The organism is Kitasatospora sp. NPDC097605 (genome assembly GCF_040302725.1).
Lineage (GTDB): Bacteria > Actinomycetota > Actinomycetes > Streptomycetales > Streptomycetaceae > Kitasatospora.
The window spans coordinates 142,915-162,021 of the sequence record NZ_JBEOSF010000001.1 but is presented as its reverse complement, the minus strand read 5'-3'; the positions used below and the strand labels follow the sequence as shown (position 1 = coordinate 162,021).

14 protein-coding genes are annotated in these 19,107 nt (G+C 76.0%); 5 read left to right on the top strand and 9 right to left on the bottom strand.

Annotation, left to right across the window (positions count from 1 at the left end):
* Nucleotides 1-83: 83 nt before the first annotated feature.
* Nucleotides 84-884, top strand: a complete 801-nt coding sequence (locus tag ABTX81_RS00695) for a DUF4389 domain-containing protein (protein WP_350540722.1) — start codon at nt 84-86, stop codon at nt 882-884.
* On the opposite strand, the gene ABTX81_RS00690 is transcribed toward ABTX81_RS00695, so the two are convergent.
* From ABTX81_RS00690 to ABTX81_RS00670, 5 genes are all read right to left on the bottom strand, one after another.
* Nucleotides 847-1,992, bottom strand: a complete 1,146-nt coding sequence (locus ABTX81_RS00690) for an FAD-dependent monooxygenase (RefSeq protein WP_350540721.1) — start codon at nt 1,990-1,992, stop codon at nt 847-849. The genes ABTX81_RS00695 and ABTX81_RS00690 overlap by 38 nt on opposite strands.
* Nucleotides 1,989-3,980 (bottom strand): LodA/GoxA family CTQ-dependent oxidase, encoded by a 1,992-nt coding sequence (locus tag ABTX81_RS00685; protein WP_350540720.1) that lies wholly within the window; start codon nt 3,978-3,980, stop codon nt 1,989-1,991. The genes ABTX81_RS00690 and ABTX81_RS00685 overlap by 4 nt, the downstream gene beginning before the upstream one ends.
* Before the next feature lie 171 nt (nt 3,981-4,151).
* Nucleotides 4,152-6,020 carry a S8 family serine peptidase gene (locus tag ABTX81_RS00680; protein WP_502892686.1) on the bottom strand — a complete coding sequence of 623 codons (1,869 nt, stop codon included), beginning with the start codon at nt 6,018-6,020 and terminating at the stop codon, nt 4,152-4,154.
* A gap of 216 nt (nt 6,021-6,236) precedes the next feature.
* Nucleotides 6,237-6,992 (bottom strand): thioesterase II family protein, encoded by a 756-nt coding sequence (locus ABTX81_RS00675; protein ID WP_350540718.1) that lies wholly within the window; start codon nt 6,990-6,992, stop codon nt 6,237-6,239.
* A 107-nt stretch (nt 6,993-7,099) separates the two neighbouring features.
* Nucleotides 7,100-7,732 (bottom strand): AAA family ATPase, encoded by a 633-nt coding sequence (locus ABTX81_RS00670; protein WP_350540717.1) that lies wholly within the window; start codon nt 7,730-7,732, stop codon nt 7,100-7,102.
* Between the two features lie 338 nt (nt 7,733-8,070).
* Between ABTX81_RS00670 and ABTX81_RS00665 the strand changes: the two genes are divergently transcribed.
* The 4 genes from ABTX81_RS00665 to ABTX81_RS00650 all read left to right on the top strand — a co-directional run bounded on the left by ABTX81_RS00665 (nt 8,071) and on the right by ABTX81_RS00650 (nt 11,149).
* Entirely contained in the window at nt 8,071-8,256 is a 186-nt protein-coding gene (locus tag ABTX81_RS00665; RefSeq protein ID WP_350540716.1) for a hypothetical protein, read from the top strand.
* A 172-nt stretch (nt 8,257-8,428) separates the two neighbouring features.
* Nucleotides 8,429-9,244 (top strand): aldolase, encoded by an 816-nt coding sequence (locus tag ABTX81_RS00660; protein WP_350540715.1) that lies wholly within the window; start codon nt 8,429-8,431, stop codon nt 9,242-9,244.
* 1 nt (nt 9,245) lies between these two features.
* A complete protein-coding gene (locus tag ABTX81_RS00655; protein ID WP_350540714.1) occupies nt 9,246-10,136 on the top strand; it encodes a dihydrodipicolinate synthase family protein in 891 nt (296 codons plus the stop codon).
* A gap of 101 nt (nt 10,137-10,237) precedes the next feature.
* Nucleotides 10,238-11,149 (top strand): phytoene/squalene synthase family protein, encoded by a 912-nt coding sequence (locus ABTX81_RS00650; RefSeq protein ID WP_350540713.1) that lies wholly within the window; start codon nt 10,238-10,240, stop codon nt 11,147-11,149.
* 13 nt (nt 11,150-11,162) lie between these two features.
* On the opposite strand, the gene ABTX81_RS00645 is transcribed toward ABTX81_RS00650, so the two are convergent.
* From ABTX81_RS00645 to ABTX81_RS00630, 4 genes are all read right to left on the bottom strand, one after another.
* Nucleotides 11,163-11,738, bottom strand: a complete 576-nt coding sequence (locus tag ABTX81_RS00645; RefSeq protein WP_350540712.1) for a helix-turn-helix domain-containing protein — start codon at nt 11,736-11,738, stop codon at nt 11,163-11,165.
* 83 nt (nt 11,739-11,821) lie between these two features.
* The gene (locus ABTX81_RS00640; protein ID WP_350540711.1) at nt 11,822-12,817 is read right to left on the bottom strand and encodes an ABC transporter ATP-binding protein; all 996 of its coding nucleotides are present in this window, start codon (nt 12,815-12,817) and stop codon (nt 11,822-11,824) included.
* A gap of 67 nt (nt 12,818-12,884) precedes the next feature.
* Nucleotides 12,885-15,716, bottom strand: coding sequence for a hypothetical protein (locus tag ABTX81_RS00635; protein ID WP_350540710.1), 2,832 nt, complete (start codon nt 15,714-15,716; stop codon nt 12,885-12,887).
* Nucleotides 15,713-19,033, bottom strand: coding sequence for an FtsX-like permease family protein (locus ABTX81_RS00630; protein WP_350540709.1), 3,321 nt, complete (start codon nt 19,031-19,033; stop codon nt 15,713-15,715). The genes ABTX81_RS00635 and ABTX81_RS00630 overlap by 4 nt, the downstream gene beginning before the upstream one ends.
* Between the last annotated feature and the right edge of the window lie 74 nt (nt 19,034-19,107).

Genomic DNA, 19,107 nt, shown 5'->3' with positions numbered 1-19,107 from the left:
GGCAGCGGGGCGCGGCTGCGATGTTCGGGGTACGCGCGTCTTCGTCGCGCCGTCCGCCCGGTGCCGAGACCTGGAGGCCCCCGATGTGGCAGGCTCCCCCCGAAGCCGCCCGTTACCCGTCCGAGTGGCTGCCCCCGCTGGACCTGCCCGCCCCCGGGCCGCAGAACCGGCTGACCGTGCTGCTGCGGCTCCTGCTGCTGATCCCGCAGTTCATCGTGACCTGGGTGCTGTCGGTGGTGGCCTTCGTCGTGGCGGTGATCGGCTGGTTCGGCGCGCTGGTCCTGGGCCGCCTGCCCGGCTTCGCCGCCGACTACCTCACGGCGTACCTGCCCTACGAGACCCGGGTGAGCAGCTACCTGCTGCTGACCCACGACCGCTATCCGCCGTTCGCGTTCCGCACCCCCGACTATCCCGTCCGGGTGGAGCTGCGGCCGGGCGGGCTCAACCGTCTCGCGGTGCTGTTCCGGCTGATCCTGGCCATCCCGGCGGCCGTCGTCCAGGGGCTGCTCTTCGCCGGCTGGTGGGTGGTCGGCTGGATCAGCTGGCTGGTGGTGCTGATCCTCGGGCGGATGCCGCAGCCGCTGTTCGAGGCGACGGCGGCGGTCCTGCGCTACCGGATGCGGTACATGGCCTACCTGCTGATGCTGACCCCGGCCTACCCGAAGCAGCTCTTCGGCGACGAGCCCGGCTCGGAGCCGGGCGGGCCGGTGTCGGCGAGCCGCCCGCTGGTGCTGAGCGGCGCGGGCCGCGGCCTGCTGGTGGCCTTCCTGCTGCTCGGTCTGCTGTCGGGGGCGACCGGCTCCATCACCACCAACGTCGACTCGGACGACGACGAGGTCAAGCAGGTCACCGGCCCGCCGCTGCCGGGTCCGCCGGCCGGCTGAGCGCCGCGTCCGGGCCGGTCGGGTGGCGGCGCCGCCAGAACGGCCGGCCGGGCCAGCGCCGTTCGAGGCCGTAGTAGGTGGCGTGGTTGCGCCGGTAGGCGGTGACGACGTCGGCGACGGCCGCGGCGTAGCGGTCCAGGGCGCGCGGGTCGCCGGCCAGGTGGGCGTCCACCGCGAGGCCGGCGGCGCGGCCGGTGTAGAGGGCGGTGAGGATGCCCTGGGAGGAGAGCGGGTCGAAGGCGGCGGCGGCGTCCCCGGCGGCGGTCCAGCCGTCGCCGTGCACCCGGTCGAGGCGGGCGGTGTGGGCCGCCGCGCGGGCGGGCGCGGCCGAGGGCGGGAACGGGCGGGCCCCGGCGCGGGCGGCGGTGGGGCCGGTGGCGGCGAGCCGGTGGCGCAGCAACCGCGGGTCGGTGCGGGCGGCCGGCAGGTCGGCGTCGGTGAAGGTGACGAGCAGCAGCCGGCCGGCCGGCAGCGGCGCGCTGTACCACCAGCCGTCGGGGACGGCCTCGACCAGGGTGGTGCTGTCGACGGGGCCGGGGGCCGCTCCCAGCACCAGGTGCAGGCCGACCAGCCGGTCCCCGACGAGCCGGCGGGCGCCGTGGGTGGTGGCGACGGCGGCCCGGCGGCCGGTGGCGTCGACGATCCAGCGGCAGCGGACCCCGGCGCCGGGGCCGGCCGCGGGACCGCCGCCGTGCAGGGTGAGCGTCCAGCCGTCGGCACGCCGCCCGGCGGGGCGCGCCGTCGCCGCGCGGACCTCCGCCCCGGCCGCCGCGGCGGCCTCGCGCAGCCGCCGGTCGAACAGCGGCCGGTCGAGGTGCCAGCCGGGCCCGTGCGGGTCGCGGATGCCGTCGAGCGAGGCCGGCACCGCCGACCCCCACACCGAGCGGTTGGCGTAGCAGGGCAGGTGCCCGTCCCCGGGGACGGTCGCGGCGGCGCCGAGGTCGCGCAGCAGCGTCCGGGCGGCGGCGGGCAGTGCCTCGCCGACCGCCGGCGGCCCGCCGGGGGCGTCGGCGAGCAGGACGGCGCGCCCCCGGCCGGCCAGCGCGAGGGCGGCGGCCGCACCGGCCGGACCGCCGCCCACCACGACCACGTCGTACGACGGCGTCACGAGCCGCCCTCGGCCGGCTCCCCGGCGTCCTCGCCGAAGGGGTCGATCTTGCTGAAGTAGCCGATGACGACGTCCTCCGGGGCCAGGCCGGTGTGCTCCAGGACCGCGCTCGCCGTCTGCGCGACGAAGGCGTCCTGGGCGGCGGCCGCGGCGGGGACGTGGATGGCCATCAGGTTGCGGTTGTCGGAGACGCCCGTGAGGTCGAAGCCGGGGACGGACTCCACCTGGATCCGCTCCGGGAAGCGCCCGTCGCCCACGGTGTACGGGCGGACCTCGACGATGCCGAACTTGTACCACTCGGTGGCGGCCTGCATGAGCTGCTCGTCGTGGTCGGGGCTCTTCAGGCCGCGCAGCCAGGAGGCCCTCCGGGCGAACGCGGCCTCGCGGCCGTCCTCGTCGGTCTGGGTGATCTCCTTGTTGACGATCCGGAAGTCGCTCTCCTTCAGGACGTGGTTGGGCACCCGGGCGGGCCAGAAGGTCGGCAGGTAGGGGTCGTAGCGCGGGCCGAGGTTGTTGACGGACTCGTAGCCGGAGCGGCAGCTGGCGGTGTCGGTCTGCCAGGGCACGGCCATCCAGCGGGTCAGGTCGCCCGGGCCGGACTGGTGCAGCGGGCCGTCCTCGCCGAGCGCCCTGGCCTGGCTGAGCGTGTCGCCGTAGTCCGGTTCGACGGTGCCCTCGGCGCGCGGGCGGATCCGCAGCGGTCCGCTGTACATCGTGGCGTGCCGGATGGGCCAGGTGACCTCGCAGCCGGGGTGGAAGGCGTCGGCGAGGCAGAAGTCGAGCGCGGCGCGGTCCAGCAGGTCCGGCTGGTCGGCGACCGGAGCGTCCGCCAGGTGCTGCGGGAAGCCCGCCCACGGCTTGGTCTCGAAGTTGCCCTTCATCCACTCCAGCAGGATGCGGTCCTGGGTCGGGGAGAGCGTCAGGTACTGCAGCAGCGCGGTGCGGGCGGGCTTGCCCTTCATGCCGTCGCCGTAGATCCAGGGCCAGGGCACCGGGGAGATGCCGTCGCGGTTCGGGTCGCGCAGCGAGGTGTAGATCTGGCGGCGCAGCTCCTCGTAGGTGGCCGAGGGGTTGCCGAGCCTGGCGAGGTGGTCCGGGGCCAGGAAGTGCTCGGGGCCGCCGAAGCCGAAGTGGGTGGCGAAGCCCTTGTTCACCCATTGGAGTTCGCAGAACCGGTGCAGGATCGGCTTGACGTCGCGGTCGAAGTTGACGACTTTCGGCGGCTCCAGCTTGCCCTCGGTGACGAAGAGGTCGTAGAGCACGTCGTACAGGGTCCGCACGGTCTTGATGTCGGGCGCGTAGTTGGGCGGGGCGACCACCACCCAGGCCGGGTCGACGCGCACCGCCTTGCCGGCGACGGTGACGGTGGCGGTGACCGGGCCGTCGGAGGTGTCGTCGCACCAGCCGTCGTTGTTGCCGTAGTTGTGGAGTCCCTCGCCGTTGGGGCTGCGGGACGTGCCGAGACCGCCGAGCACCACCAGGCGGCCGGCCTCGTCGGTGTGCATCCGGCCGAGCGGGACGGGCTTGCCCAGGAAGGAGCCGCCGTCGAACGCCACCACGTCCTTGGTGCCCGCCGGCAGCTTCCTGGGGCCGGGGTCGACGACCAGCTTCGCGCGGTCGGCGCCGTGGAGCGCGGCGTTGCGCCGCTTCTCGGGCTTGTCCTTCATGTCGGGGATGTCCAGCGGGAGGCTGAACTCGTACCAGGCGGCCTTCTTGTTGGCCACGTGCACCGACCACTCGATCGTCACCTGCGGGTCGGCGACGGTCAGCTCGCGCACGGCCCGGCCGTCGGCGGTGTAGCCGTAGATCCGGAAGCGGGCGGCCTGGCGCTTGATCGCGCCCTGGTCGTCCTTGTAGAAGCCGGGCTGTTCGGCGGGCGGGTCCGGGACCTCCGGGCCGTAGAACCAGCCGTCGTCATGGGCGCTGTTGCCGACCCGGGCGATGCCGATGGCGGGGTGGATCCTGGCGTAGGCGATGTCGTCGGTCAACGGACGGTCCTCTTCTGCGGCCGGGGGCGCGCGGTCCGGGGGGCCGGATTGCCCCACTGTCCTGGTTCTTCGGTAGACGAACCAGGACAGTGGAGGGCGCACCCGGGTGAAGCGCGCGCCGCGCCGGGCGCCGTCCGCGCTGCCCGCCGGACGGAGTAACCGTCAGGGGGTTCAGAAGGTGAGGTTCCAGGCGTCGACGATGCCGACGTCACCGGAGGCGCCGTCCTTGACCCGCAGCTTCCAGGTGCCGTCGGCCGGGCTCGCGGTGGCGTTCACCAGGTAGGTCTTGGCGACGTTGTCGGCGCTGTCGCCGTTCGGGAAGTCCTCCAGCAGGTGGACGGTGCCGTTCGGGGCGACCAGGGAGAGGACCAGGTCGCCGCGGTAGGTGTGCTTGACGTCGACGCCGACCTTGAGGGTGGCGGGGGCGTTGCCGCCGACGCCGGTGACGGTGAGCGGGCTGTCCACCGTGGCGTTGTCGGTGATCGCCACGTCGGTCAGGGTCTCGAAGTACGGGCCGGCCGGCGGGGTGCCGCCGCCGACCGCCTTGAGCGCGTCGACCTGGCCCTCGCCGAAGAAGGCGTTGACGGCGGTGGTGCCGGTGCAGCGGCCGTCGGAGGCGGGGCAGGCCACGTCGTTGGCCTGGGAGGCGAGCCTGGCGCGCAGGTCGGCCGGGGTGGAGGCGGGGTTGGCGCTCGCGATCAGCGCCGCGACGCCGGCCACGTGCGGGGAGGCCATCGAGGTGCCGCTCTTGGTGCCGTACTTGCCGCCGGGCAGCGTGGAGTAGACGCCGCTCGCGCCGTCCCCGCCGGGCGCGGCGACGTCGATGACGCCGCGGCCGTAGTTGGAGTAGGAGGCCTTGGCGGTGCCGCTGCCCATCGCGGAGACGGTCACCACGCCGGGCAGTTCGGTCGGGATGTCCAGGCAGGCGTTGGTGATGGTCCGGGTGACCGGGGTGGAGTCGTTGGGGCTGGCGCTGTCGGTGGTCTTGTTGGCGAGGTCGTAGTTTGAGTTGCCGGCCGCGGCGACCTGCAGCGAGCCCTTGCCCTCGGCGTACTCCTGGGCGCGGCGGACGCCCTCGATGATGGCCGCCTGGTCCAGGTTGTCCGGGCAGTTGAACTGCCAGGGGTCGGTGTAGTAGCTGTTGTTGGTCACCTTGAAGCCGTGGTCGCCGGCCCAGACGAAGCCGCAGACGGTGTTCTCGGCGTAGAACAGCGTGCTGGTCGGCTCGGCGATCCGGACCGAGGCGATCTTCACACCGGGGGCGACGCCGATGACGCCCTTGCCGTTCTTCGCGGCGGCGATGGTGCCGGCGACGTGGGTGCCGTGGGTGTCGACGTCGCGCCAGGCGCCGGCGCGGGTGTCGGGCTTCCCGTACGCGCAGGAGACCGAGTCGGCGGCGTCGAAGTTGGGCGCGAGGTCCTGGTGCTGGTCGTCGACGCCGGTGTCGAGCACGCCGACCTTGACGGTGGGTGAGCCGGTGGAGACGGCCCAGGCCTGGTCGGCCTTGATCTGGGTCATGTCCCAGCGGTTGGTCTCGGTGAGGGTGGTGGCCGACTGGGCCGGGTTGGCGGGCAGCGCCGGGTTGTAGGCGTCGGCCGGCACGTCCGTGGTCCGGGTGGCGCCGACCTGCTGGATGCCGGGCACGGCGCGCAGCGCGGCGGCGAAGGTGCCGGCGGTGGCGTGGGCGACGACGACGCCGATCGCGTCGTAGCTCGCGAAGACGGTACCGCCGTTGGCGCTCACCGCGGCCTTGGCGGCGGCGACGCCGGCGGGGGCGCTGATCACCAGGTAGGCGCGGGTCCCGGCGGCCCAGCCGGCGGCGGCCCGGGGGGCGTTCGCGGCGGCCGGGGCCTGCGGGGCGGGGGCGGCGGCGGCCGGGACCGCGCCGGCCGGGGCGGCGGGCGCCGCGGTGGCCAGGGTCACCGGGGCGGCGGGCGCCGCGGTGGCCAGGGTCGCGGGAGCGGCCAGGGCCGCGGCGGCGAGGAGGGCGAGGGCGGCGGTGGGGCGGCCGGCTCGCCGGGATATCAGGCGGGACAACATCTGGGGCGACACGTGCGTCCTCCGATCGGCCCGTGCTTGAGGGGATCACACGGGGATTGAACGCAACATGCCAGAACCGTGAGCGCTTGGGGAAGGCTTTACGCATGACCCGTTGTCACAAACGTGTCAACTTCTGATGTCCCCGCCCCGGCTCGACCGCCGCCCACGCCGGTCACGGGTGCGGGCGCGGGCGGCGGCCGGGGCCCGCCGGGGTCGTCAGGCCCGCAGGTGGGCCGTCACGACGTCCAGCACCGCGCGGCGCTCCCGGGTCAGATAGAAGTGGCCGCCCGGGAAGACGTGGACGTCGAGGGCGGCGGTGGTGTGCCGGGCCCAGCCATGGACCTGCTCGACCGTCACCCTCGGGTCGGCGTCGCCGGTCAGGGCGGTGACCGGTACCGTGACGGTCTCCCCCGGCCCGGCGACGTACGTCTCGATGGCCGTGTAGTCGCCGCGCAGCGACGGCAGGATCAGCGCCTGCAGCTCCGGATCGGCCAGCAGCCGCTCGTCGGTGCCGCCGAGCCGGCCCAGCTCGGCGATCAGCCCCGCGTCGGACAGCCGGTGCACCCCGGAGTCGCGGGAATCGGACGGCGCCCGGCAGCCCGAGACGCACAGCCGCACCGGTCCGCCCACGCCGTCGCGCTCGAAGCGGCGCGCCACCTCGAAGGCGACCGCCGCGCCCATGCTGTGCCCGAACAGGACGAGCGGCCGGTCGGCCCACGGCCGCAGCTCGGCGAAGACGCGCTCGGCGAGCTCGGTCAGCGAGGCGACGGCCGGCTCCTCGATCCGGTCCAGCCGGCCGGGGTACTGGACGGCGAGCACGTCGGCGTACGGCGAGAGCGCGGCCGACCAGTCCCGGTAGAACCCGGCCGAGCCGCCGGCGTGCGGGAACATCACGACCCGGGCCGGCGCCGCGTCGAACGGATGGAATCGGCGGAACCAGAGATTGTCGGTGACGGCGGTGCGGCCGGACATGGGGGCACTCCCTCGCGGCTGACGGATCGACAGGATCATCTTCGGGGCACAGTCTCCCCGGCCGACCCGCACCCGCGTCAACCGTCCACCGGGCCCGCCGCGGCCCGTCAGCCCTCCGCCGCGGCGCCCGCGCCGGCTCCGAACCGCGCCTCGGCCGCCCGCGACCGGGAGGCGCCGTCCAGCAGCAGGACCGACGCCGCCTCGGGCACGGGGGTCGCGGCGGCGCCGCGGGCGTGCGCGGTGAGCGCGGCGAGCAGCCGGCCGAGGCCGCGCCGGTGCCGGGCGAAGGCCCGCCGTGAGGCCCAGCGGCCGCGCGCCCGCTGCCCGGCCAGGGCGGTGGCCTCGCCCACGTCGAGCAGCACGAGGTGCAGTCCCCTGCCCTGCCGGGCGGCCTCGCGGGCGAGCCAGCGGCGCATCCACGCCCTGCTGCCGCAGTCGTGCACCAGCAGCGGCCCGCCCCGCCGCACCGAGCGACGCAGCAGACGGAAGTGCTCCAGCCGCGCCCAGGGCCGGTAGACCGGGTACGGCAGGCGCTCCGGCATGACGGCGGCGCAGGCCTCGTGCACCGCCCGCGGATCGACGGTGGCGGCGCGCGGGGCGCGGGCGGACCAGCGGTGCAGCAGGGTGCTCTTGCCGCTGCCGGGCAGCCCGGAGACCACCACGACCGCGTCGCCCGGGTAGTGGACGGCGAACGGCGCGCCGTGCTCGCCGCGCAGGTCCACCAGACCCCGCGGCTCCATCCCCGCCTCCGCCGTCCGGCCCGCACCCGCGCCCGCACCCGGCGGGACCGCCCCCGACCCGTCCGCGACGGCCGACCTGTCCATGCTGCTCTCTCATCCCGTCCGTGTCCGACCCGGAACGATAACAATCCACGCCGCCCGACCCCCGCGCGGTTCCGGGTCGCGCCGCCGGCCGTCCCGCCGACGGGGCCGGCGCGCGCCGGCGCCGGCCGGGGCGCGCGGCGCGGTCCGACGCGCCGTTCGCGCCTCGTCCGCCCGCGGAGACTCGATCCGCCGGGCCGGTCTGCCGATGTTCCCGGCGACACGTCCTCACGCCGTCCCCTCTGGAGGCACCTTCCGTGACCTGGCTCCGCGTCCTCACCGCCCTGGGCATCCTCGCCGCGGCGGCGAGCGCCCTGCTCGTCTTCGCGCGCTGCACGGCGGCGGCCGGCGGCGGCCGGACCGCCCGGGACGCCCCCGGCGGTGATCTGCGCTCGGACGCCGAGCACTCCGGACTGATCCGCCGCACGGACGGCGACGACTGACCCGCCATCAGCACCTTCGCCCGACCATGCCGTCGACAGCAGGACACAAGGTGTCCTATGGTGAACAACGTGTTCAGCGGCTCGGTCCCCCCGGCCGCGGGGCACCGGCATGCCGCCCGCCCCAGGGGCCCTGCGGCACGCCGCCCCCACCGGACGAAGGAGAAACCCCGGCATGGCCGACACCATGACCACCGCCAAGGCGGACCTGGTCGACCTCGCACACCGCAGGATGCGCACCGCCATCCCCGACAACGGCTGGACCACCCGCCAGAAGCTCGCCCTCACCTGCCGGATCCTGTTCGACGCCGGCCACGACTCCGGCCTCGCCGGTCAGATCACCGCCCGCGCCGAACGCCCCGGCACCTACTACACCCAGCGCCTCGGCCTCGGCTTCGACGAGGTCACCGAGGACAACCTGCTGCTGGTCGACGAGGACCTGGAGGTACTGGAGGGCGAGGGCATGGCGAACCCCGCCAACCGCTTCCACAGCTGGGTCTACCGGGCCCGCCCCGACGTCGCCTGCATCATCCACACCCACCCGCCGCACATCTCGGCGCTGTCGATGCTCGAAACGCCCCTGGCCGTCTCGCACATGGACCTCACCCCGCTGTACGACGACTGCGCCTTCCTGGCGAGCTGGCCCGGCATCCCGGTCGGCAACGAGGAGGGCGAGATCATCTCCGCCGCGCTCGGCGACAAGCGCGCCCTGCTGCTCGCCCACCACGGGATGCTGGTGGCCACCGGCGGCGTCGAGGAGTCCTGCACCCTCGCCGTGCTCTTCGAACGGGCCGCCCGGCTCCAGTTGCTCGCCTCGGCGGCCGGCCGGATCCGGGAGATACCCGAGGCGCTCGCCCGCGAGGCCCACGACTGGACCTCCACCCCCAAGCGCAGCCAGGCCAACTTCGCCTACTACGCCCGCCGCGCGCTGCGGGCCGGCCACGGCGACGCGCTCGGCACCGCCGGCGCCCGCGGCGAGGGAGGTGCCTGAGATGGCCGGACCCGTCCTGGAGGGGATCATCGCCTACCCGGTGACCCCGTTCGCCCGCGGCGAGGCGGGCGGCGTCGACACCGCCGCGCTCACCGCCCTCGTCGACCGGCTGGTCGACGCCGGATGCCATGCCGTCGCCCCGCTCGGCTCCACCGGCGAGAGCGCCTACCTGGACGACCAGGAGTGGTACACCACCGCCGAGACCGCGCTCGCCGCCGTCGCCGGCCGGGTGCCCGCCGTGGTCGGCGTCGCCGACCTCACCACCCGCAACGCCGTGCGACGCGCCCGGTTCGCCGAACAGGCGGGCGCGGACGCGGTGATGGTGCTGCCGCAGTCCTACTGGAAGCTCGGTGAACGGGAGGTCGTCCGGCACTTCACCGAAGTCGCCGACGCCGTCTCCGTGCCGGTGATGATCTACAACAACCCGGCCACCAGCGGCGTCGACCTCTCCCCCGAGCTGATGGTCTCGCTGGTCCGGCGGGTGGAGAACATCACCATGGTCAAGGAGAGCAGCGGGGACGTGCGGCGGATGCACCGGCTCTCCCAACTCACCGACGGCGAGCTGCCGTTCTACAACGGCAGCAACCCGCTCGCGCTGGAGGCCTTCGCCGCCGGCGCGGCCGGCTGGTGCACCGCCGCGCCCTGCCTCATCCCCGGCCCGGTGCTCGCACTCCACCGCGCCGTGCGCGCCGGCGACCTGGACACCGCCCGCGAGGTCTTCTACCGCCAGCTCCCCGTCCTGGAGTTCATCCTGGGCGGCGGCCTGCCGACCACGGTCAAGGCCGGCCTGGGCCTGCTCGGGCTCGACGCGGGCGCCCCGCGTCCCCCGCTGCTGCCCCTCGACGAGCCCGGCACGGTCCGCCTCGCCGAGCTGCTCGCCGCCATGGCCTGAGACCCACCCGCACCGCCCGGGCACCGAATGGGTGTCCGGGCGGTGCGCTGGTTAGGCTCGGGCCTTTCGACGTGCGAGGGACGAGAGGAACGGTGGGCCGGGTGGGCAGGTGGGAGCGGGCGCTGGACGCGGCGGGGGTCCGGGAGCCCGGACTGCGGGCGGAGTACGGGCGGCAGCGCGAGCAGGTGACCCGCTACCGGCGGGAGGTCGCGGTGGCGGCCGGGCTGCTGCTCCCGGAGCGCACCGTGCCGCACGTGATCGCCGCGGCCGCGTTCATGCACCGCACGGACACCCTGCTCGACAGCGGGCCGGTCGAGGGCCGGCGGGAGGCCGCCGCCCGGTGGCGGCGGGAGGTCACCGAGGGGCTGGCCGCCGGCCGCGCCGACGATCCCGGGCTGCGCCCGCTGCTGAACAGCGCGGCCGCCCATCCGGTGCTGCGCGACCGCGTCCTGGAGTACCTCGCGGCGGCGGACGCCGACCTCGACTTCACCGGGTTCGACACCGAGGAGGACTACCAGCGCTACGTCGACGGGTACTCGCTGCCGGGCTTCATGGTGGTCGCCGCGCTGCTCGGCCCGCCCGGCGACCAGAGCGCCTACCGGGCCGCCTGCCGGACCTTCATCGACGGCAGCCAGCGGCTCGACTTCGTCAACGACCTCGCCGAGGACCTCGCGGACGGCCGGCTGACGATCCCCGCCCGGCAGCTGGAGCGGCACGGCGTCACCCGCGCCGACCTGGAGCGGGCCCGCGACCTGCCGGCCGTCCGGGCCCTGCTCGGCGAACTGCTCGACACCGCGGACCGCACCCTCGCCGAGGGACGGGCCGTCATCGGCCTGGCGCCGCCCGCGCACCGGCCGATGGTCCGCTGCGTCGTCGAGGTGGAGGCGCTCACCAGCGCCGCCGCGCGCGCCGACCTCCCGGCGCTGCTGCACCGCTCAGCGAGCCCGGCCAAGCCCGCCGCGCTGCGCCTGCTCGCCCGCGAGTACCTGCGGGCCCGCCGCCACCGCGGCTGAGGCCGCGCCGCGCTCAGGGCAGGGTGGGGACGCGGTCGCCGGGGCCGGACGGGTCGTCGTGGATCACCACGAGGATCGCGGCCGGCGCCCCGCCGGTGGAGCGGCAGCGGTGCGGCAGGGCGGCGTTGAAGTAGACGCTGTCCCCCGGCGCGAGGGTGACCGTCCGCTCCGGGAACTCCAGTTCGGCGGTGCCCTCGTGGACGAAGAGGAACTCCTCCCCCGCGTGCGACTTGAACGGCGCGTCGGCGGGCTCCAGCGGAGGGTGCATCATGAACGGCACCATCTGCTTGCCGGGCAGCCCGGTGGCGATGCCCTCGTAGCGCGCGGCGCCCGGGTCGGTCCGCCCGGCCATCGGGGTCCGCTCACCGGCCCGCACCACGGTGACCAGCTCGGGCTCGACCTCGTCCGAGAAGAGCCGCCCGACGTCCACGTTCAGCGCGTGCGCGAGCTTGAGCGCGGTGGAGATGGACGGGTCGCTGAGGCCGCGCTCCACCTTGGAGAGATAGCTCTTGGTGACGCCGACCTGCGCCGCCAACGCCTCCAGGCTGAGCCGGTTCTGCTTCCTCAGCACCCTCACCCGGCTGCTCATGGGCCGCCCCTCACCACCTGTCGCCACCGCGGAACGTTCCGGTCCAGTATCCCAGCCCCGGAGCGCCCGCCGGTCCGCGCCCGTCAGTGGCCTTCGAGGTCGTCGGGGCGCACCGCGATGTGGTCGGGGGCGAGTTCGACGGCGACCCGGTGCTCCATGCCGAGCGCCTCCAGGAACTTGGCCGGGAGCTGGACGCGTCCGGTGCGGTCCAGCATCACGTACTCGGTCTCGTTCACCGACTCCTCGCCGTGCTCGTCGGTGGTGGTGCGGCGGAGCACCTCGCTGCTGGTGCGGCCGTCGCGGATGGCGACGGTGCGGCGGACCTCGCCGGCCACCATCGGGTCATGGGTGACGATGACGACGGTGGCGCCGAGGTCGCGGTTGACGGTGCGGAAGGCCTCGAAGATGCTCGCCCCGGTCTCCGAGTCCAGCTCGCCGGTGGGCTCGTCGGCGAGCAGCACCGGCGGGTCGTTGGCCATGGCGACGGCGATGGCGACGCGCTGCTGCTGGCCGCCGGACATCTCGTTCGGCCGGCGGCGCGCGAGTTCGCCGATCTCCAGGGCCTCCAGCAGCTCGGCGACCCTGGCGGCCTGCCGGCGCGCGCCGCCGTTGGCCTTGCGGCCGCCGCGCAGCTGCATCGGCAGGGCGATGTTCTCGGCGGCGGTGAGGAAGGGCAGCAGGTTGCGGGCGGTCTGCTGCCAGATGAAGCCGACCACCTCGCGGCGGTAGCGCAGCCGCTCGCGCGGGGACATCTCCAGCAGGTCGCAGCCGGCGACGGTGGCGGTGCCGGCGGTCGGCACGTCCAGCCCGGCGAGGATGGTCAGCAGGGTGGACTTGCCGCTGCCGGAGGCACCCACCAGCGCGACCAGGTCGCCCTGCCGGATGGTCAGTTCGAGGCCCTGCAGGGCCTGCACCTCGACGCCCTGGGCGCTGAAGATGCGCACCAGCCTGTCGCAGACGATGGCGGCGTCCGCGCCGTGGGCGGCCCTGGGTCCGGCCGCGGCGGCGCGCGCCCGCTCCTGGAGTTCCTGGAAGGTGGGGGTCTGGGCGGTCTGCTGGTCCTGGGCGCTGCCGTTCACCGCGGCTCTCCTCTCGTCGGCGCTGTGCGGGTGGTGGTGTCGTGGTCGGGCCGGGGCGCTCGGGTCGTCACTGGTCCCCCGCCCGCAGTTCGGTGGTGATCTGGCGCCGGCCCGCGATCAGCGCCTCGGCGACGATGCCGGCCGAGACCAGCCCGGCGAGGCCGAACGTCGGCAGCAGGACCGCCGGGACGGAGACCGGCAGGCCGCGCGCGACGTCCGCGCCGACCAGGATCGACAGATCGAAGGAGGGGCCGAGCAGGGCGACCGCGGCGAGCGCGACGAGGCCGCCGCCGACGGCCGCGACCAGCGTCTGCGGCAGCGTCTCCACCAGGATCAGGCTCAGGCCCTGCCGGGGACGCAGGCCCATGGTGCGCAGCCGGGCGAGCACGGCGGTGCGTTCGGGAGCGGCCCGGACCAGGGTGAGCAGGGCCGCGATCAGGGCGAGCGAGCCCGCGCCGAGCACGGCGGTCCAGAACAGCCGGGCGGCGGAGCGCTGGAGCGGGTCGTCGCCGAGTTCGGCGGTGACGGCCGCGCTGGTGCGCACGGTGTACCCGTCCGGCAGGGCGCCCGTGCCGGACTCGCCGGCGGCGCGTTCGGTGCCGGTGACGACCTTCTCCCGCACCAGGCGCCGCAGCTCGCCCAGGTCGACGGAGCCGGTGGCCAGCCAGAGGTTGGCGCGGCCGAGTTCGGGGGCGAGGGCGACGGCCGGGCCGGCCGGCAGGACGACGAACAGCCGGTCGTCGCCCTGGAGGGCGGGGGTGGCGTCGACGGTGCCGGCGGTGGCGGCGAGCAGTTCGCCGCCGTTCGGGAGCCGCAGGCGGTTGGTGGGCGCCGGGCCCAGCTTCTCGGCGAGCGCCCTGGAGAGCAGGGCGGGCACGGGGGCGTCCGGACTCCCGGTGCCGCCCGACAGCGCGGCCGGGTCGAAGGCCCCGCGTCCGAGCGAGCGGGAGATCTCCGCGTAGGCGGCCGGGTCGGCGACCACGGCGAAGACCCGGGTGGCTCCGTTGTTGTCGCCGAGCACGAACACCTCGGTGTCGGCCCAGATCCGGGCGGAGGCGCGGATGCCGGGGAGCTTGGCCGCCTCGTCGGAGAAGTCGGACGACACGGTGACGCCGATCGGGACGACCACGGAGGCGTCGCCGCCGACGCTCAGCCGGGCGGCGGCGGTGCGCGCGGTGTCGACGGCGCCCAGGATGGTGGCGCCGAAGCCGGCGGTGGTGACGGCGAGCAGCAGTGCGAGCAGCGGCAGCACGGAGGGGAGTCCGCCGCCGGAGCCGCGGGCGGCGCGGGCCAGACCGAGGAAGCCGATGGCGCCGGGCCGGCGGGCGGTCGTGCGGGCGAGTGCGCCGAGCAGCAGCGGCTGGAGGCGGGCGAGCAGCAGACCGCCGGTGAGGGCGAGCAGCAGGGGGGCCGCGACCAGCAGCGGGTCCGCGCCCGCGCCGACGGGGGCCACGCCGCGCCGCCGGACCTCGGCCACGGCGGCGATCGTCAGCCCCAGGACGGCGAGTTCGCCGACCACCCGCCGCCGGGCGCCGCCGGGCCGGGGGCGGGACCAGAGCCGGGCGGCGCGCAGCGGCAGCGCGAGCAGGGAGAACAGGGTGACGGCCGTGGCGGCGAGCACCGCGGCGCCCCAGCGCGGCGTGGGCAGCAGCACGAGCGCGAGCACGGCGGCGAGGGTCGCGGCGGGCAGGACGGTCACGGCGCCCTCGGCGAGCAGGCGTCGCAGGACCCCGGTCCGGGAGCCGCCGCGGGCCTGGAGCAGGCGGAGTTCGGCGAGCCGCCGGTCGCCGGCGAGCGCGGCGGCCAGGCAGAGCACGACCACGCCGACGCCGGCCAGCCCGGCCGGGCCGATCGAGGCGAGCGGGGCCGCGGCCTCCTGCCGGGCGACGGCCTGGCGCAGCAGCGGGGGAAGCGGGGAGCTGATCCGCAGGCCGGGGCGGCCGGTGTCCTTGGCCAGCGCGTTGGCGGTGTGGCCGGTGAGGTAGGAGGCGAGTTCCCGCTCGGTCGCGGCCATCCGGTCGGCGCGCAGGCCGTCGACGTCGACGGGCAGCCGCCAGAAGTCCTGCGCGCCGGTCTGCCAGGTCTTGATCCGCTGGAGGGCGGAGGCGTCGACGAGTCCGGCGGTGTGCCAGTAGGCGGCGGGCCGCTTGCCGGTGGTGAACTTGAGGCAGGCCCGGTTGGGGCAGGGCAGGTCGCTCCAGTAGGGGTCGTTCTGGTCGGTGACGTCGACGATGCCGACCACCTTGGCCTGCGGCGCGGTGTCCTCGGCGGAGGTCGAGACGGTCTTCAGGATGTCGCCGAGGTGGATGCCGACGGTCTCCGAGACGTTGCGGCTGATCGCGATCGGGACGGGCCCGTCCGGCGCAGGGGGGCCCGGCCAGTCGCCCTCGGCGAGCGTCACGTGGTCGCGCAGGCCCTGCACGTAGAGCAGGGCCATGTCCGGGTCGGCCTCGTCGGGTCGGGCCAGGCCCGGATTGGCGAGGAAGCGCGCCTTGCCGCTGCGGGCGCCGTAGACCGGTCCGCCGGGGCCCACGCCGAGGATGCCGGTGCGCGCGACCAGCCGGGCGGCGTCGTCGTCGAGCGTCTTGGCGCTCTCGTTCAGCCCCCCGGCGTTGCCCGGGTCCCTGGGGTCGCCGCCGAGGTCGGCGGTGGCGAGGATGCTGGTCGCGGCCGGTCCCCGGTCGTGCAGGAAGTCGCGCAGGCCCTGGTCGGCGGTCCGGTCCAGCAGTCGCGGGAAGGCGGCCGCCAGGAAGACGGTGCCGAACGCGAGCACGGCGGTGAGCAGGGCGGCGAGCGGGGCCGCGCGCAGCCGGGTGCGTACCCAGGCGGCGGGGCGGTGGGCGGCCTGCGGGCCGGTGTCCGCGGGCCGGGCGGGCGCGGTGTCGGCCGGGCCGGTCACATCTCCTCCAGGTGACGCAGTCGCTGGGCCACATCGCGCCGGCGGCGGCCGCCGAGCAGGGCCGAGAGCAGGGGGACGGCGGCGATCGCGGCGGCCAGCAGCACGGCGGTGCCGAGCGGCAGGTCGACGACGGCCTCCGGGACGGGGCGGCGGGCCGCCGGGGTGAGGACCACGAGCGGCACGATCAGCCGGACGATCAGGGCGCCGAGGGCGAGGCCGACGACGGTGCCGAGGCCGACCAGGACGGCCTGTTCGGCGGCGGCGGCGCGGACCAGGCGGCGCCGGGGGGTGCCGAGGGCCAGCAGCAGCGCGGAGTCGCGGGCCCGTTCGCCCGCGGCGGCGGCCGAGGCGGCGCCGAAGCCGATCGCGGCGAGCACGGTGGTGACGACGGCGATGGCGGCGAGCGCGTTCTGCGGGGCCGCGCTGAGCGGGTCGCCGAGCAGGTCGGCGGCGACCTCGTCGCGGAGTTGGAGTCCGGGGGTGTTGGGGGCTTCGCGCAGGGCGGCGGCCGCCCGGGCGGGGGCGGTGTCGTCCGGGCCGGTGGCGGGCAGCCACCATTCGGTCGGGACGGGGGTCTCGCGTCCGGCGGCGGCGAGCACCCGGCCGACGGTGCCGAGGTCGACCAGCAGGGCGTTGTCGCCGACGACGGGCAGCGACTCGACCTCGCCGGTGATCCGCACCTGCACGGTGGCGAGGCCGAACGGCACCCGCACGGTCGATCCGACGGCGGAGCCGGTGGCGGCCAGGTAGCCGCGGGTGGCGACGCCGTCGATCTCGGCCTGCGGCCGGGTGCCGGCCGGGGTGATGACGGCGCGCCGGTTGCCGGCGCTGTTGGAGGCGGACGAGAAGCGCACGCTCAGCAGCCGCCGCTCGTCGGAGGGGTCGGCGGAAACGTCCACCCGGGCGTCGCGCGCGGTGCCGTCGCCGGTGTTGGCCCAGGCGAGGCCGGCGGGAACGGCGGCGGGGGCGGCGGGGCCGCTCGCGTCGTCGGCGGCGGCGAGCCGGCGGACGGTCAGCGTGCCGCCGTCGGCGGGTCCGAAGGAGAGGGTCAGGCCGATGACGGTCAGCGGCGCCGACACCGAGCCGGCGTTGTCGGTGAACGCGGCGAGGTCGGCGGTGGCGCGGCCCTCGCCGGAGGAGGGGATGCCCTTGAGCGGGACGACGAAGGAGACGTCGTGGCGGTCGCGCAGCAGCAGCCAGGCCTCCGGGGCCTTGACCGGCGGCGGGAGGGGCTCACCGGGGACGGCCCACCGGGGGTCGGGCGTGAAGGTGACCTCGGCCTCGATGCGCTGCGGGCGGCCGGGCAGCGGGACTCCGGTCCCGGCGCCGGTGGGCGCGGCCGCGGCGAGCGGGGTGAACAGCCGCTTCGGGTCCTGGCCGTCGAGCAGGTCGGGGCGGACCGGGACGCGCTCGGCGAAGGCCGCCGCGTTCAGGGCGAGGATCTGGCCGTGGCCGTTGTCGGGCAGGTACTGCTCCTGGCGGCTGACCGGGATGATCCGGTCGCCGCCGGGCAGGCCGGCGAACCGGCTGCCCTGGCCGAGCGGGGCGGTGTGGGCGCCGTGGATGCGCAGGCCGCCGGCGGTGACGAAGGAGGCCTGGTCCTGCTGGGAGGTGTTCCAGGTGGCGTGCTGGCCGAGCGCCAGGACGCCGGTGGAGACGCCGAGGACCAGCAGCAGGACCGGTCCGCTGGAGCGGCCGGGGCGGCGGGCGAGCTGCCAGCCGACCAGGGCGGGCCCGAGGCCGCGGCCGCGTGCGGCGATCCGGGATCCGAGCCGGGCGGCGAGCGGCAGCAGCCGCAGCGCCAGCAGGGTGCCGGCGCCCAGGGCCAGCGTGGGGGTGGCGATCAGGACCGGGTCGAGGCCGAGGTGGCCGTCCGCGTCCGGGGACAGCCCGCCGCTGTACTGGGAGAGCTGCTGGTAGGCGAGGACGGCCAGGGCGAGCAGGGCGAGGTCGGCGCCGGAGCGGGCCGCGCCGGCGGCCATCGCCTGGCGGCTGCCGGCCCGGCGCAGGACGGCGGCGCCGGCGCCGCGCAGCAGGGCGGGCACGGCGGCGAGCAGGACGCAGCCGAGGGCGCAGGCGATCGCGACCGGCCAGAGGGTCCAGTGCAGCGAGGTGTCCAGGGCCACGTGGCGCAGCGGGCCGAAGCCGCCGAGGACGCGCAGCATCGGCGGGGTGAGCAGCGGGGCGAGCAGGGCGGCGGGCAGCGCGAGCAGCAGGGCCTCGGTGGCGGAGAAGCCGCCGAGGCGCAGCCCGGAGGCGCCGCGGGCGGCGAGCAGGGCGTTCTCGGCCTGCTGGCGGCCGGCGATGAGGTGGACGACCAGCAGCAGGGCGGCGGAGGCCAGCACGATCAGCTGCAGGGCGCCGATCAGCAGGGTGGAGCGGGCGACCATGGCGCTGGAGTCCAGTTCCCGCAGCAGGTCGGGCAGTTCGGTGCGGGCGACCAGTCCGGCGTTCTTGTCGAGCTGGTCGCGGGCCGGGGTGATCCGGCCGCGCAGGTCGTCGACGGCGGTGGCGCCGACACCGGTGAAGTCGGCGTCGAGCAGCCAGCTGCGGCCGTTCTGCGGGATGCCGGCGGCGGTGAAGGCGGTGTCGTCGACGAGCAGCGGGCCGTAGGTGGTGAAGCCGCCGACCAGGATCTCGCGGCCCTGCACCGGGTCGAGCCGCCAGTAGAGGTCGGCGGGGTCGTTGGCGCGGTAGACGCCGGTGATCCGGACGGCGAGCGGCGCGCCGCCGTAGCGGTCGGTGAGCCGGACCTCGGCGGGGAGGGCGTCGGCGGCGAGGCCGAGACGGGTGAGCACGGCCTGCGGGACGGCCGCCTGGACGGGGCCGGGGTTGCCGGGCGCGGCGGCGGCGGGCCAGCTGCCGGCGAGCAGGCCGACGTACCGGCGGTCGAGGGCGGCGAGGAGGGTGAGGTCGTCCTCCTTGGCGGTGACGGGCTGCGCGGCGTCCGCACTGCCCGCCTGCTTGCCCGCCGGGGCAGCCGCGGCGGCTCCCGACGGCGCACCCGGCATGCCGTAGGAGCGGCTGCGGGACAGGCCGCGGCTCTCCGTCGGCAGGTCGCCGAAGAGGGCGCGGGCGTAGTCGCCCACCGCCGCGTCGTCCGTGGCCCGCTGGTCCAGCCCGTGCTCGGAGTTGACCACCACGGTGGTCCTCGGGTGGCCACGGCCCTGGAGGGCCTGGCGCTGTCCGACCTCGCCGACGGTGCGCTGGAAGGCGACCAGCGCCGTGAGCACTGCCGTCGTGATCAGTACGGTGAGCAGGGCGGCGGCGGCCAGGGGCAGTCGCCCGCGCAGACGGCGCACGACGAAGCCGAGCATCCTGTTCCTCCCCCGGTCCTCATGTCCTGAAGGTGTCCGCGCCGCGCCGCCCGGACCGGGCGCACGCCTCCCAC

Coding starts and splice junctions, on each gene's coding strand:
- ABTX81_RS00695 (WP_350540722.1), top strand. CDS start 84: ATGTGGCAGGCTCCCCCCGAAGCCGCCCGTTACCCGTCCGAGTGGCTG.
- ABTX81_RS00680 (WP_502892686.1), bottom strand. CDS start 6,020: ATGTTGTCCCGCCTGATATCCCGGCGAGCCGGCCGCCCCACCGCCGCC.
- ABTX81_RS00675 (WP_350540718.1), bottom strand. CDS start 6,992: ATGTCCGGCCGCACCGCCGTCACCGACAATCTCTGGTTCCGCCGATTC.
- ABTX81_RS00670 (WP_350540717.1), bottom strand. CDS start 7,732: ATGGAGCCGCGGGGTCTGGTGGACCTGCGCGGCGAGCACGGCGCGCCG.
- ABTX81_RS00660 (WP_350540715.1), top strand. CDS start 8,429: ATGGCCGACACCATGACCACCGCCAAGGCGGACCTGGTCGACCTCGCA.
- ABTX81_RS00655 (WP_350540714.1), top strand. CDS start 9,246: ATGGCCGGACCCGTCCTGGAGGGGATCATCGCCTACCCGGTGACCCCG.
- ABTX81_RS00645 (WP_350540712.1), bottom strand. CDS start 11,738: ATGAGCAGCCGGGTGAGGGTGCTGAGGAAGCAGAACCGGCTCAGCCTG.
- ABTX81_RS00630 (WP_350540709.1), bottom strand. CDS start 19,033: ATGCTCGGCTTCGTCGTGCGCCGTCTGCGCGGGCGACTGCCCCTGGCC.